Source organism: Paraburkholderia fungorum, assembly GCF_900099835.1.
In the GTDB taxonomy this organism is placed as follows: Bacteria; Pseudomonadota; Gammaproteobacteria; order Burkholderiales; family Burkholderiaceae; genus Paraburkholderia; species Paraburkholderia fungorum_A.
In genome coordinates, this window is the sequence record NZ_FNKP01000002.1 from 2409142 (window position 1) to 2422309 (window position 13168).

10 protein-coding genes are annotated in these 13168 nt (G+C 61.5%); 6 read left to right on the plus strand and 4 right to left on the minus strand.

Going from position 1 to position 13168, the window contains the following annotated elements:
* Positions 1-58: 58 nt before the first annotated feature.
* Positions 59-1228 carry an extracellular solute-binding protein gene (locus BLS41_RS26660; RefSeq protein ID WP_074770286.1) on the minus strand — a complete coding sequence of 390 codons (1170 nt, stop codon included), beginning with the start codon at positions 1226-1228 and terminating at the stop codon, positions 59-61.
* 268 nt (positions 1229-1496) lie between these two features.
* Entirely contained in the window at positions 1497-2435 is a 939-nt protein-coding gene (locus BLS41_RS26665) for an SMP-30/gluconolactonase/LRE family protein (protein WP_074770289.1), read from the minus strand.
* An 836-nt stretch (positions 2436-3271) separates the two neighbouring features.
* Here BLS41_RS26665 and BLS41_RS26670 point away from each other — a divergent pair.
* Positions 3272-3976, plus strand: a complete 705-nt coding sequence (locus tag BLS41_RS26670) for a helix-turn-helix transcriptional regulator (protein WP_074770291.1) — start codon at positions 3272-3274, stop codon at positions 3974-3976.
* Here the strand turns inward: BLS41_RS26670 and BLS41_RS26675 are convergent.
* A complete protein-coding gene (locus BLS41_RS26675; RefSeq protein WP_074770293.1) occupies positions 3960-4277 on the minus strand; it encodes a helix-turn-helix domain-containing protein in 318 nt (105 codons plus the stop codon). The genes BLS41_RS26670 and BLS41_RS26675 overlap by 17 nt on opposite strands.
* A 149-nt stretch (positions 4278-4426) precedes the next feature.
* On the opposite strand from BLS41_RS26675, the gene BLS41_RS26680 reads away from it, so the two are divergent.
* Entirely contained in the window at positions 4427-5020 is a 594-nt protein-coding gene (locus BLS41_RS26680; RefSeq protein ID WP_074770295.1) for an acyl-homoserine-lactone synthase, read from the plus strand.
* 230 nt (positions 5021-5250) lie between these two features.
* On the opposite strand, the gene BLS41_RS26685 is transcribed toward BLS41_RS26680, so the two are convergent.
* Entirely contained in the window at positions 5251-5940 is a 690-nt protein-coding gene (locus BLS41_RS26685) for a FadR/GntR family transcriptional regulator (RefSeq protein ID WP_074770297.1), read from the minus strand.
* Between the two features lie 316 nt (positions 5941-6256).
* Here BLS41_RS26685 and BLS41_RS26690 point away from each other — a divergent pair, with 316 nt between their 5' ends.
* The 4 genes from BLS41_RS26690 (at position 6257) to BLS41_RS26705 (ending at position 13123) form a co-directional block, all read left to right on the plus strand.
* Positions 6257-6736, plus strand: coding sequence for a universal stress protein (locus BLS41_RS26690; RefSeq protein WP_074770299.1), 480 nt, complete (start codon positions 6257-6259; stop codon positions 6734-6736).
* Between the two features lie 562 nt (positions 6737-7298).
* The gene (locus BLS41_RS26695) at positions 7299-8501 is read left to right on the plus strand and encodes an efflux RND transporter periplasmic adaptor subunit (protein ID WP_074770301.1); all 1203 of its coding nucleotides are present in this window, start codon (positions 7299-7301) and stop codon (positions 8499-8501) included.
* Between the two features lie 10 nt (positions 8502-8511).
* Positions 8512-11712, plus strand: coding sequence for a multidrug efflux RND transporter permease subunit (locus BLS41_RS26700; RefSeq protein ID WP_074770303.1), 3201 nt, complete (start codon positions 8512-8514; stop codon positions 11710-11712).
* Positions 11705-13123, plus strand: a complete 1419-nt coding sequence (locus BLS41_RS26705; protein ID WP_074770305.1) for an efflux transporter outer membrane subunit — start codon at positions 11705-11707, stop codon at positions 13121-13123. The genes BLS41_RS26700 and BLS41_RS26705 overlap by 8 nt, the downstream gene beginning before the upstream one ends.
* Positions 13124-13168 lie beyond the last annotated feature (45 nt).

Here is a 13168-nt window from a genome sequence, read left to right on the forward strand (position 1 = left end):
CGTGACGGGTCAGGCGCTGCACGATAGGAGCCACGGCATGGCATGGCTCTCGCGCGGCTTACTTGGTCTTCTGTGCGCCGACTTCGGTGTCCCACTTTTTGAACGCCGCGACCATCGCGGTCGCATTCAACGGCAACGCATGCGGACGATCGGCCAGCAGCTTCGCGTATTCCGGGCGGCCGTACTTCTTCAGCACGTCCTGGCTGTGCGCGGGCGCCTGATCGACGGTCACGCCCTTGATCGCCGGACCGGGGTAGAAGTAGCCGTCGTCATAGGTCAACGCCTGCTGCGCCGGCTCCAGCATGAAGTTCATCAGCTTGTAGATGACGTCGAGCTTTTCCTTCGGCACGCCCTTCGGAATCACCATGTAGTGCGCGTCGTTCACCCACGTCATGTTGTCGAATGCCTGCACGCGAAATTCCGCCGGCACGATGCCGAGCGCGCGCGGATTGATGTCCCAGCCCGTCACGGTGACGGTCATGTCGCGCGTGCCTTCGCCGAGTTCCTTCATGACCGCCGACGTGCCGCCCGGATAATAAGGAATGCAGTCGTTCAACTGCTTGAGAAAGGCCCACGTCTTGTCCCAGCCGTGAATCGGGTCCTGCGGGTCTTTATCGCCGAGTACATACGGCAAGCCCATCAGGAACGTGCGGCCCGGGCCGGAATTCGCCGGACGCGCGTAGATCAGTTTGTCGGGGTGCGCCTTGCACCACTGCAACAACTGCTCGGGCGTTTTCGGCGGATCGCTGACCTTCGCGGGGTTGTATTCGAGCAGCGGACCGGCCGGCATATACGCGACCTCCAGCCCGTAACCTTGCGCGAGATCCTGCATCTTGCGCGGACCCGGCGCGTATTTGTCGAGCACGCCGGGGAATTGCGCGGCGTTGTCCGGCAGCAGCTTGATCCACAGATTCTGTTCGATGCCCGCGGCGAGCGCGTCAGTGCCGGTCAGCACGAGATCGATGTCGGAGCGGCCCGCGCCCTGCATCGCCTTGATCTTGCCTGGCAGCTGCGGAGCCGGTGCGTTGGTGTACGTGATGTTGGCGACGAGGTTCGGGTATTTCGCCTTGAAGGCCTCGAAGCCTTTTTGCGTGAGCTGGAGATTGCCGGCCACGTCGACGATGTTGAGCGTGACCGGATCGGCCGCGTGCGCCGCCGACGTGAAAGCGGCGCTAGCCGCGAGAAATACCGACACCAGCCCGAGCGACAACCTGTCTGAAACAGTCATTGCGTCTCCTCGCTTCTTGGTATGGAAGTCGCCGCTCAGTCGCGTTGCGCACACGCTGCGGGCGATGTCTTTCTACTTCTACCAATGGAACATAGCGAAGCGGAACAGCCGGTGTCAAGCAAATGCTTTTTGCGCGTTTGCCCCGGGAAAATACGGGGTTTTCTCGCTAGCCGTTGTCGCGCAACGGCTAGCGAGTTGTATCGAGGGCAAACCCGGAGTCATTCGGGAGATTGGGCGCAGCCGGTCCGGTCAGCCCGCCCTTCTGCACTCAACCGCCCTGCACGCCTTGCGTGTTGACATACAGCGAGTAGAGGCCGTGACTCGCCGCCATGAACAGGCGGTTGCGGTGACGTCCGCCGAAGCAAACGTTCGCGCAACGCTCAGGCAGTGCAATGTGGCCGAGCACTTCGCCTTGCGGATTGAACACGCGCACGCCGTCGAGTTCGTCCGTGCCCATGCCCCAGCCGCACCACAGGTTGCCGTGGATATCGACACGGAAGCCATCCGGCGTGCCCGGACCTGCGTCGATCAACACGCGGTTGTTCGACAGCGTGGCGCCGTTGCTGCTGACGTCGAACGCGCGGATCTTGCGCGGCTCGCCACGCGATTCGACGATGTACAGCACCGACTCGTCCGGCGAGAACGCGAGGCCGTTCGGGCCGAGCACGTCGTCGGCAACCATCGACACCTCGCCCGACTGCGCGTCGATGCGGTACACACACGCCGTCAGTTCCGACTCCTGCTGCTCGCCCTCGTAGAAGCCGGCGATGCCGAAGGTGGGATCGGTGAACCAGATCGAGCCGTCCGATTTCACGATCACGTCGTTCGGCGAATTGAAGCGCTTGCCCTGATAACGATCGGCCAGCACGGTGATCGAGCCGTCGTATTCAGTGCGAGTGACGCGCCGCGTCAGATGCTCGCAACTGACGAGCCGCCCTTGACGATCGCGCGTATGGCCGTTCGCGTTATTCGACGATTGACGGAACGTGCTGACATTGCCGGTGGTTTCGTCCCAGCGCAGGATGCGGTCGTTCGGAATGTCGCTCCACAGCAGATAACGACCGTCGCCGAACCAGACCGGCCCTTCCGACCAGCGCGCGCCCTGGTACAGACACTCGACGGAGGCGGAAGCCAGGATCAGCGACTTGAAGCGCGGATCGAACACGCGGATGGAGGGGTCGGGATAGCGTCGGCTGTTGTCGGTCATGCTTGGGTATCGATTGGATGGTGTTTCAGGTTGATGGATCGGCCCGCGCGAAGTCGCGGTTCAGCGCGAGCAACTCACACACGCGGCACGCGCGATCTTCGCACGATGTTCCGGCGGCGTCGAACCGGGCAGCGGCGGATGCGGAGCCATGTCGGCGATTCTGGAGACGTGACGGCATCGTGCAGCACGTGGACCAGCGAGATGTCGTCGCGCACGATTTCGAGCGGCCTGGAGGTTTCGCTTAGAGCCTGGGCGGTTGAGCCGTTGCCTTATCTGAGCGAGTGCAGCAGTGTCACGACGCGGCGCGGTGAACTCTCCATCGCTGAACGGGGATTCGCTCAAAACGCCCTCGAATCGGCCAAAGACCGGGCGATCGAAGTCGCATCGGCGTCGCGATGTTGTCAAACAACTACAAAGTGGGCACGTCTCGCAGGATTTAATGTGACGCTCACCGAGCCACACAAGTGTGAATCGTCATTTTTGTATGACAATATGGGCAACGTGACTTGGGCCGCCATCCACGGAAGCGGTTCACGCCAGGGAATTTAAAATAAATACTGTCGATTGAATAACAGCCACAAGAAAATTATCCGTTTCAGCGCTTTGTGAATCTCAATTGCGCCACGAAGCGGATATCGATAGTAATTCGTTCTTTTCCTGAGGGAGCCGTTGGCGTCGCCCTGCCGTCAGGGCGTACCTCTGGCGCAGCGGAAAAATTTTTAGTGATAAATTGTGGAGCTAAAAGCGGCCGGATGAACGGCTGCCACAATTAACCGCAACGGGATGTTTGCGAGCCTGAGAGAGTCAAAAAATTGTCGCTACATTTTATCGAGCAGATGGCACCGCTGCTGGACGCCGCCGACGAAGCGGAATGGTTTGGTGCCATCACGGGCCTTGCCGAGACATGGGGATTCGACAGGCTGTTGGTCGCCATGCTGCCGCGTCCGACCATGCGTCTGGAAGACGCCTATATCCGCAGCACCTACGCACCGAACTGGCGCAAGACGTATGACAAGGACGGCCTGGTTCATATCGACCCCACCGTCGATCACTGCATGTCACGCACTGCACCGCTGATCTGGTCGCCGGATATTTTCTCGACCAGACCACAGCAATCGATGTATGAAGAGGCGCGCTCTTACGGTTTGCGCGCCGGGGTAACGGTGCCGATTCACGGACCGAACCAGGAAGCCGGAATGATGTGCTTCGTCAACGATAGCGCGCCGACGGACGCATTCCGCCGTCACGTGAACGCTACGTTGCCGAATCTGGTGCTATTACGCGACCTGGTGGTAGATACCAGCCAGCGTCATCTGGATACGCACGCGCAAACACTGCTGCCCAAGCTCACGCCGCGCGAACGAGAGTGTCTGAAATGGACCGCACGCGGCAAATCCACCTGGGAAATCTCCCAGATCCTGAATTGTTCGGAAGCCGTGGTGAACTTCCACATGAAGAACATCAGGACCAAATTCGGGGTGAATTCGCGGCGGGCGGCCGCCGTGATAGCCGCCCAGCTCGGACTTATTGACCCGGGTTGAGGAAGGCTGCCGCGTCGCGGCTGTACAGCACGCGCTCGGCACGGCCCAGGTCGGCGTCGGAAACGGTCTTGGTGAAATACAGGCCGAGCAGAATCGACACCGGCGCCGGAATCTCAGCGCCCGATTCGAAGCGGCTGCCACGCGACTGCGTGACGCCAAAGCGCGCCCAGAAGCGGCGTTGGCTTTCTTTTTTCTTCTTGCGATAAGCGATGATCAGCACGCGATCCACCGCCGAGGATGCCTCCGCCGGGCGCGTTTGGAGGCCGGTTTGCGGTTGCCAATGATTTTCGAGAAGTTCCATTTTCGAGCCCTGTCGGTTAAGTACGCTGCTGGTTCGAATTCTGCGATATCCGAAAAGCATGCGCACCTATCCAGGTAGGTAGGTGGCAGATCGATTCAAAATGCATAAGTTTTCCTGACATTGGCCCCCCACTCGTTCAGGAGAACGTCATGCAAACAGCAATCCGGATTGGAATGCGTCAGGAATTCGATAACTCGGACATCAACGAGATGTACCGGCTACGGGCCCGGGTGTTTCACGGGCGGCTCGGCTGGGAAATCCCGACCATCGCGGGCATGGAAATCGACGGATATGACGCGCTCGGCCCCTATTACATGCTGATACAGGGCGAAGGCGGAAAGTTACGCGGATGTTGGCGCCTGATGCCGACAGAAGGCCCAAACATGCTGAAGGACACGTTTCCGCAATTGCTGCATGGCGCGCAGGCCCCGGTCGGGCGGCACATCTGGGAATTGAGCCGTTTTGCGATCGAAACGGGCGGCGAGGAACAGTCTTTCGGCTTCACGGACATGACGATTCACGCGATCCAGGAAGTCATGTTGTTCGCAAAGCGTATGGGCATCACCGACTACGTCACCGTGACGACCACGCCGATCGAACGATTGCTGCGTAGAACCGGCATCGACATCAGCCGCCTCGGAGCGCCGTTGCAGATCGGCGTCGAGCGGGCGGTTGCGCTAAATGTCGCGGTGAGTCCGAAGACGATGACCTCGTTGTTCGGACCGATAGCAGTCGCAGCTTAATTGCCGTTAGTTGCACATTAGGCATCAATCAACGTGCGAGCTTGACCTCGCTGCGCTTAATTGCCAGTTAGTTGCATTGCACTACGGGTCGCCAGAATTGCCGCTTTATGGCGATGCGTAGTGCACTAGAACACTGATGTTTTGTCGCGAAACGCCAAATCAGTATGTTGGCGGAATTGTCACCGAACCGAATTACACGTCACACCGCATCCAGTCGGGAAGCGAAAAAATCACGAGCCGAACATACGTTCAAGCGCATTTTCCAGGTGCGTCCGCATCGCCGCCGAAGCTGCCGGCGCATCCCCGCGACGGATCGCGTCGAGCACCGCCCAATGCTCGGCCTGAACGAGCCGCTGCCGCTCCACCGTCTTGACCAGCGACAGGTTGCGCGACAAATTCATGCTGAAGAGAATCTGCTCTTCGATAAACGACATCATCGTGATGAAGAACGGATTCTTCGACGCGCGCGCCACCGCGAGGTGGAACATGAAGTCGTCCTTCGTGCCGATGCCTTGCGTTTCGATGATCTGCTCAAGCTCGTGCCACGCGTGCTGGATCGCGGCGATGTCGTCGGAATCGGCTTTGAGCGCGGCCTGCCCCGCCGCGCCCGCCTCGGTCACCATGCGGAATTCGTAGCAACGACGAATATCCGACAGCGTCTCCAGCGGCGCGAAGCGGCGCACGTCAGGGTCGGGCCGGCGCGCGACGGTCGTGCCCGAACCGTGGCGCGTCATGATGATGCCGTCCGCCCGCAGACGCGCCAACGCTTCCCGCACAGTGGGCCGCGACGTCGCAAAACGCTCGGCCAGCGCGTGCTCGGTCGGCAGTCGCTCGCCCTCCTTGTACTCGCCTTCGAGAATGCGATTGAGGATGTCGCCGTAAATCTTCTCGGGCAGGCCCGTGGTTCTGCGCTCGTTCATCAGCGGGCTAAAACTTGTCTGGGTAGAGCTTAATTGTAAGGCCAACCCATTGCCGGTTTCATCAGAGATATGCACTATGGATTCCACGATATCTCGTAGACGCCGGTGGACTGGGCATGCCGGGCAATGGTGTGTCGTCCACGAATTTGACAAGAGTTTGATTGACATCCCGCCGAATGCATCTTTTCCGGCAATCATCTAAGCTTCGCTGGTATAAAAGTTCAATGGGCCTGGTCGCCGGAAAGCGTTGAGCGCACGGAACGACCCAGCGCACAAAGCGGCCACGGCATCCGGTTTTTCCAGACGCGGAGTTGATATGTACACACGCATTCTTGTAGCGGTCGACGGCAGCAATACCTCACGGCGCGCATTCGACGCGGCGCTCGATCTCGCGAAGTCCAACAACGCTGTACTCCAGCCGTTCTATGTCGTCGAAAACACGCCGATGTATTTTGAAGCGCCGGGCTACGATCCGTCCGTGCTGCGCAACCGTCTGATCGAACAAGGCAAGGAGTTGGGCGCGGAGTTCGCGAAAGCCATGATCGAGCAAGGCGTGAAAGGCGAACTCGCGGTTGGCGAAGCGTCGTCGCTCGACGACGTGTCGGCGGTCGTGCTCAATGCAGCGACCGACTTCAAGGCCGACTTGCTGGTAATGGGCACGCATGGCCGGCGCGGCTTTCAGCGCCTGATTCTCGGCAGCGTCGCCGAACGTTGCGTGCGCCAGGCGACTCTGCCCGTGCTGCTGATTCCTGCTGCCGCGACTCAGCCGCAGTCGCCGAGCGAGCCTAAAGCGTAGGCTCATTGCGCCAGGTTGTGAGCGCCACCTGAAATCCGGGTGGCCGCTTTCTGGCTGAATACCTGCATTGCGCACCCGGTCTCGCACGCTCAGCCATGCGAGACCGCACATGCTTTGCAGCGAAGCACTCCCGCTGTTTATAACCGCGCTCAACGAGCGACTTAATTAGGATTACAAATGTCGCTTTTAATCGCTAGCGGTAAATCGTGCCCATTATGAAAGCGTAAGATTCGGCCCGTTCACTTATGACAAAAAGACTCGCCATCCAGATCAATGCCCACTATCTGGCACCATCGGCGAAAACAAAAGAGACAAGCCGAAGCGACTTGCCGCCCCGCCTCCGTATACCGCACTTCAATCATTTCGATTAGACTTGATCCGCCAACTTCCCGCTTCTCGCCTGCTCATTCGCAGCAGCGGCCGGGATTTTGACAAACGGGTTAAATGTCCAGCGTCGCAAGATGCTTTGCAAACCCGCACGACAAACGTTAAATACCGCCGACCGTAAGACCGTAGCCGATTTGAAGCGCAAAAAAAGAGTGCCTTGACCAAGGAGTTTCTCTTGCCCTGCCCTGCATCCAGCCTGCGTAGTCGTGTCGTTTCGTTTCTGATCCTCGGCTTGTCGCTTACGGCCGCCGCATGCGGTGACAAGCAGGACACACCCGCGGCCATACCGCCGGTTCCTGTCACGGTCGTGACCGTCGTGGCCTCATCGATTGCCGATGTCGTCGAGTTGCCTGGCCGGATCGAAGCGGTCCGTTCGGCGGAGATCCGGGCTCGCGTCGACGGAATTGTCGAGCGCAGGCTGTATCAGGAAGGCACCGACCTGCCGGCGGGCACGCCCTTATTTCAGATCGATCCTCGCGACTATCGCGCGCAGTTGCAGCAGGCCCAGGCCGCGCTGACGCGCGCCAAAGCCGTCAGCGACAACGCGGCGTCAGTGGTGGCGCGCTTCCAGCCGCTGGTCGGTCGCCATGCGGTCAGCGCGCAGGAATACGACGCGGCGCTTGCGACCATGCAGCAGGCGCAGGCGAGCGTCGCCGATGCCAATGCGGCGGTCACACTGGCCAAATTGCGGCTCGACCGCTGCACGGTCACCACGCCGATTGCCGGCCGCGTGGGCCGCGCGCAAGTCACCGAGGGCGCGCTCGTCAGCGCGGGCGCGGCAACACTTCTGACCGAGGTCAACCAGCTCACGCCGATCAACGCGGTGTTCACGCAGTCCAACACTGCCCTGCTCGACGTCGAGCAGCAGATCCAGTCCGGCGCGCGTCAGGCCGTCGACATGAAGCACGTCAAGGTGCAGCTCGTGCTCGCCAACGGTCAGATCTATGACGAATTCGGCTATCTGGATTTCGCCGACCTGGTCGTCGATCCCTCTACCGGCACGCAGACTGTGCGGGCCCGCTTCGCCAATCCGTCGCGCACGCTGCTGCCAGGCCAGTTCGTCCGGGGACGCATCATCACGACGGGCAATCATCAGGGCATTCGCATCCCCGAACGCGCGGTGCAGCTGGACGGCGGCGTGGCCAGCGTCTCGCTGGTCGCGGAAGACGGCACGGTCGTTCATCGCAACATCGATCTCGGCGAACAGGGCGAAGCACAGTGGGCCGTCCGCGATGGTTTGAAGCCAGGCGAGCGCGTGATCGTCGACGGGTGGCAGAAGGTCCAGCCAGGCCAGCGTGTCGAGGCGCGCCCCGCGCCGACGCCTGGAGCGGCCACGGCGCCAGCCACGGCCCCGGCTCCCGCTTCTGCCGCCAGCTGAGGGCGGCTCGATGAATCGATTCTTCGTTTCCCGCCCCGTCTTCGCGTGGGTCATCGCACTCTTCACGGTGCTGTTCGGCGGCATTGCGGTGCTGCTTCTGCCGGTCGAACAGTATCCCGATGTCGCGCCACCCTCCCTCAACATTTCGGCCGTGTTCAGCGGTGCCGACGCGCGCACGCTCGAGCGCAGCGTCACGTCGATCATCGAAGACGAGATGAACGGCATCGAAAACTTTCTGTACATGTCGTCGATCAGCCGCTCGAACGGCACCGCGCAGATCACCGTGGTGCTGAAACCCGGCACCAACCTCGACATCGCGCGGACCCAGGTTCAGGACCGCCTGAGCCGGGTCGAACCACGGCTGCCGCTCGAAGTGCGGCAGCTTGGCGTGACCGTCACGAAAGCGTCGACCGGCTTCCTGATGCTACTCGCGCTACAGACCACCGACGGCGCGACCAACGCGGTCGCGATGGGCAACTTCGCGTCGAATAACATCGTCAACGAATTGCGCCGGATCGACGGGGTCGGCGACGTGCAGCTATTCGGCTCGTCGTACGCGATGCGGATCTGGCTCGACCAGCGCAAGCTGACCGGCTTCGGGCTGTCGGCGAGCGAGGTTTTGTCGGCGGTGCAGGAGCAGAACAGTCAGACGGCGGGCGGCGGACTCGGCGACCAGCCCAACGCCGCCGGGTCCGAATTCACCGCACAAATCGTCACGCAAAGCCGCTTCTCGACGCCGGAGCAATTCCGCGAAATCATCGTGCGCGCGAATCCCGACGGCTCGACGGTGCGGCTCGGCGACGTCGCGCGAGTCGAACTCGGCAACGACAGCTACGGCAACCGGCTGACCGTCAACGGCAAGGAGTCGGCGGGTATCGCGATCCAGCTCGCGAGCGGCGCGAACGCGCTGGCCGTCGCCAACGCCGTGCGCGCGCGCATGACCCAACTGCAGCCGACATTCCCGCGCGGCGTCGTCTGGACCGTGCCGTTCGACACCACGCCGTTCATCAACACGTCGGTTCACAGCGTGATCCGCACGATGATCGAAGCGCTGCTGCTCGTCACCGTGGTCGTGTTCCTGTTCCTGCAGGACTGGCGCGCCACGCTGATCCCGACGCTGGTCGTGCCGGTCGCGCTGATCGGCACCTGCGCGGGCTTGTACCTGTTCGGCCTGTCGATCAACATCCTGTCGCTGTTCGGGATGGTGGTCGCGATCGGTATCCTCAACGACGACGCGATCGTCGTGGTCGAAAACGTCGCGCGGATCATGCGCGAAGAGGGGCTCAGTGCGCCGCGCGCGACCGTGAAGGCGGTCGGCCAGATTACCGGCCCGGTGATCGCGAGCACACTGGTGCTGGTCGCGGTGTTCATTCCGATGGCTTTTTTTCCGGGCTCGGTCGGCGGCATTTACCGGCAGTTTTCCGTCACGCTGGCCGTGTCGATCATCCTGTCGACCGTGCTCGCGCTCACGCTCGGCGCAGCGTTATGCGCGGCGCTGCTGCGCAACGAAACGGCTGATCGCGCGGCGCCGAAGAATCTGGCGTCACGAATGCTGCATCGTGTATTCGACGGATTCAATCACGGCCTCGGCGCGAGCACCGACCGCTATATTCGCGGCGTCGATTCGATGCTGAAGCGGCCGCTGCGATGGCTACTCGTTTTTGTCGTCGCGTGCGTGATCACCGGCTTTCTTTTCGTGCGCCTGCCCGGCGGATTTCTGCCGACCGAAGATCAGGGCCACATATTCATCACTTACACCGGCGCGCCTGGGTCCACCGAGGAACGCACACGGCAGGCCGTCGATCAGGTCGAAGCGTTCCTGCGAACCCAGCCGCAGGTTCGCAACGTGGCCTCGGTGACGGGCTTCAGCTTCTTCGGCCAGGGACAATCGGCGGCCTTGTCGTTTGTCGATCTGACGCCGTGGGGCGAGCGTACCGGCGAAGATAACTCGGCGAGCGCGCTGGTTCGCCGTGTCAACGGCGCGGTCCGCCAGATTCCTGAAGCGATCATCTTCGCGCTCGATCCGCCGCCTATTCCGTCCCTCGGCACCGCAACCGGCTTCACGATGAAGATTCAGGATCGCAGCGGCGTGGGCGGCGACGCACTGCAACTGGCCGCGCGGCGAATCATGATCGAGGCATCGCAGAGCAGTATTCTGGCCGGCGTGCGGCCGGAAGGCATGCCCGAGGCGCCGCAACTCTATGTAGAAATCGACCGGGTGAAGGCGCGTGCGCTGGGGCTGCAGATTGGGCAGGTGAACCAGGCGCTGGCGCTGTCGTTCGGCTCGAACTACGTGAACGACTTCGTTTTCGAAGGGAACGTGCTGCGAGTATTCATCCAGGCCGACGCCGCGCAACGAATGCGCGCGGAAGACGTAAGCGCGCTGCGGCTTCGCAATAATCGCGGCGAGATGGTGCCGTTTTCGGCGTTCTCCCGCATTCGCTGGATCTCCGGTCCGCAGCAGCTCGAACGCTATAACGGCTTCCCTTCCGCCACGCTGTCGGGTCAGGCTGCGCCGGGACGGTCGAGCGGCGCGGCGATCGCCGAAATGGAACGCATCGCGTCGCACATATTGACCGGCAATCTCACCTACGAATGGACCGGCACCGCGCTCGAAGAGAAACAGGCGGGCGGCCAGATCGGCTTGCTGCTCGGCTTGTCGCTGGTGGTCGTGTTCCTGCTGCTGGCCGCGCTGTATGAAAGCTGGGCGATTCCGGCCGCGGTGCTGCTGATCATTCCGTTCGGCGTGATCGGCGCGGTATTGCTGACCATGATGCGCGGGCTGTCCGCCGACGTGTACTTCAACATCGGGCTGGTGACCATCATCGGGCTCGCCGCGAAGAACGCGATTCTGATCGTCGAGTTCGCGATCAAGGAGGAATCCGAAGGAACTGACGCGATCACGGCCGCGAAAAACGGCGCGCAACAGCGTCTGCGTCCAATTCTGATGACGAGCGTCACCTTCGTGCTCGGCATGATGCCGCTCGTGCTCGCCACCGGTGCTGGCGCAGCGAGCCGGCGCGCGGTCGGCACCGGCGTGATGGGCAGCATGCTCACCGCGACGCTGTTCGGTATCTTCTTTACACCGCTGTTTTATGTGGCCGCTCGCCGCTGGCTGAGTCGCAAGAAACGCAATCGGGAACCCGACGACGATCTGTCCGCGCCCGAAGTGGGTAACGAAGAACCAGGCGGAGGGCCACGCGATGCGTAAGCGTCTGCTGATTCCGCTCGTCTGCGGCATGCTGGCCGCGTGCAATTTCGCGCCGCCGTATCGTCAGCCCGATCTGCCGGTGGCCGATCATTTCGACACGTTTCCTACCGGGAGTCTCGAACAGGCGCATCTCGCGAAAGAGGTCGACTGGGACACGTTTTTCGCGGATCCACAACTGAAGTTGCTGATCTCGACAGCATTACAACGCAACCGCGATCTCGTGGCATCGACGGCGCGTATCGAACAGGCCCGCGCGTTTTATCGCATCCAGAATGCTGCACGCCTGCCGCAAGTGAACGTGAACGGCAGCGCTACGCGCACGAAAGCGCCGCTCGGCTCGATCGATCCCGAATTCGACAATACCGACGTGTCGGTTCAATTCAATCAGTACAACGTGCAGGCTGCCGTCGCCACATTCGAGCTGGATTTCTGGGGACGTGTCCGCAATCTGAGCGAAAGCGCGCGCCGTCAATATCTGGCTACGGTAGAAGCCCAGCGTGCATTCCGCTTATCGCTGATCGGCAATGTGGCCGCGACCTACTACGCGATCCGGTCGGGAGAAGAAGGCATCGAGCTGGCCGAGCGGACCGTTGCAAGCCGCCAGTACGCGCTGGATGTCGCGAAGCTTCGTCTCGATGCGGGCGTCACGTCGTCGGTCGATTATGAGCAGGCCGCCATTCTCGTCACGCAGGCGCAGACCCAGCTTGCGGAATTGCAGAGAACCACCGCGCAGCAGAGGAATCAACTGACGGTTCTTATCGGCGGCCCGTTGGACAATGAATTGCCGCACGCGTCGTCGATTGCGGATGCCGCGCAATTCGGTGCATTGGACGCTGGCCTGCCCTCCGCGCTACTCGTCAATCGGCCGGACATTCTGCAGGCCGAACAGCAACTGCGTGCCGCCGACGCCGACATCGGTGCTGCGCGCGCCGACTTCTTTCCGCGCATTTCGCTGACGGGCAGCTTCGGCTATGTGTCGTCGGAACTCAGCGACTTTTTTGTGCCGGGAAAACAGGCATGGTCGATGGGCGCAATTATCGGCATGCCGATTTTCGATGCGGGTCAGCGTTCGGCTCAACTCGCTCAGGCACGCGCGCGCCACGACGAACTGGTGGCGACTTATCAGCGCACCGTGCAGACGGCGTTTCGCGAAGTATCCGATGCTCTGGTTGCACGGCAGCGCTATACGGAACAGATTGCCGCGCAGGAGCACGCTATCGAAGCGCAGCGTTTGCTCGCGGAAACCGCCGAGCTGCGCTACGAAAATGGCATCTCGATCTACCTGGAAGTCGTCGATGCACGCCGCAGTCTTTTCGCCGCCGAACAGCAATTGATCCAGCTTCGCGCGACGGCATTGCAGAACGGCGTATCGCTTTACGTCGCGCTAGGCGGTGGACCCGATTCGCCGTAAACGACAAACGGCGCGCCCGAATCGGAGCGCGCCGCATGAATCGAC

Excerpts from the sequence above, each read along its gene's own strand:
- BLS41_RS26665 (WP_074770289.1), bottom strand. The coding sequence starts at position 2,435 with ATGACCGACAACAGCCGACGCTATCCCGACCCCTCCATCCGCGTGTTC.
- BLS41_RS26675 (WP_074770293.1), bottom strand. The coding sequence starts at position 4,277 with ATGGAACTTCTCGAAAATCATTGGCAACCGCAAACCGGCCTCCAAACG.
- BLS41_RS26700 (WP_074770303.1), top strand. The coding sequence starts at position 8,512 with ATGAATCGATTCTTCGTTTCCCGCCCCGTCTTCGCGTGGGTCATCGCA.
- BLS41_RS26685 (WP_074770297.1), bottom strand. The coding sequence starts at position 5,940 with ATGAACGAGCGCAGAACCACGGGCCTGCCCGAGAAGATTTACGGCGAC.
- BLS41_RS26660 (WP_074770286.1), bottom strand. The coding sequence starts at position 1,228 with ATGACTGTTTCAGACAGGTTGTCGCTCGGGCTGGTGTCGGTATTTCTC.
- BLS41_RS26690 (WP_074770299.1), top strand. The coding sequence starts at position 6,257 with ATGTACACACGCATTCTTGTAGCGGTCGACGGCAGCAATACCTCACGG.
- BLS41_RS26680 (WP_074770295.1), top strand. The coding sequence starts at position 4,427 with ATGCAAACAGCAATCCGGATTGGAATGCGTCAGGAATTCGATAACTCG.
- BLS41_RS26670 (WP_074770291.1), top strand. The coding sequence starts at position 3,272 with ATGGCACCGCTGCTGGACGCCGCCGACGAAGCGGAATGGTTTGGTGCC.
- BLS41_RS26705 (WP_074770305.1), top strand. The coding sequence starts at position 11,705 with ATGCGTAAGCGTCTGCTGATTCCGCTCGTCTGCGGCATGCTGGCCGCG.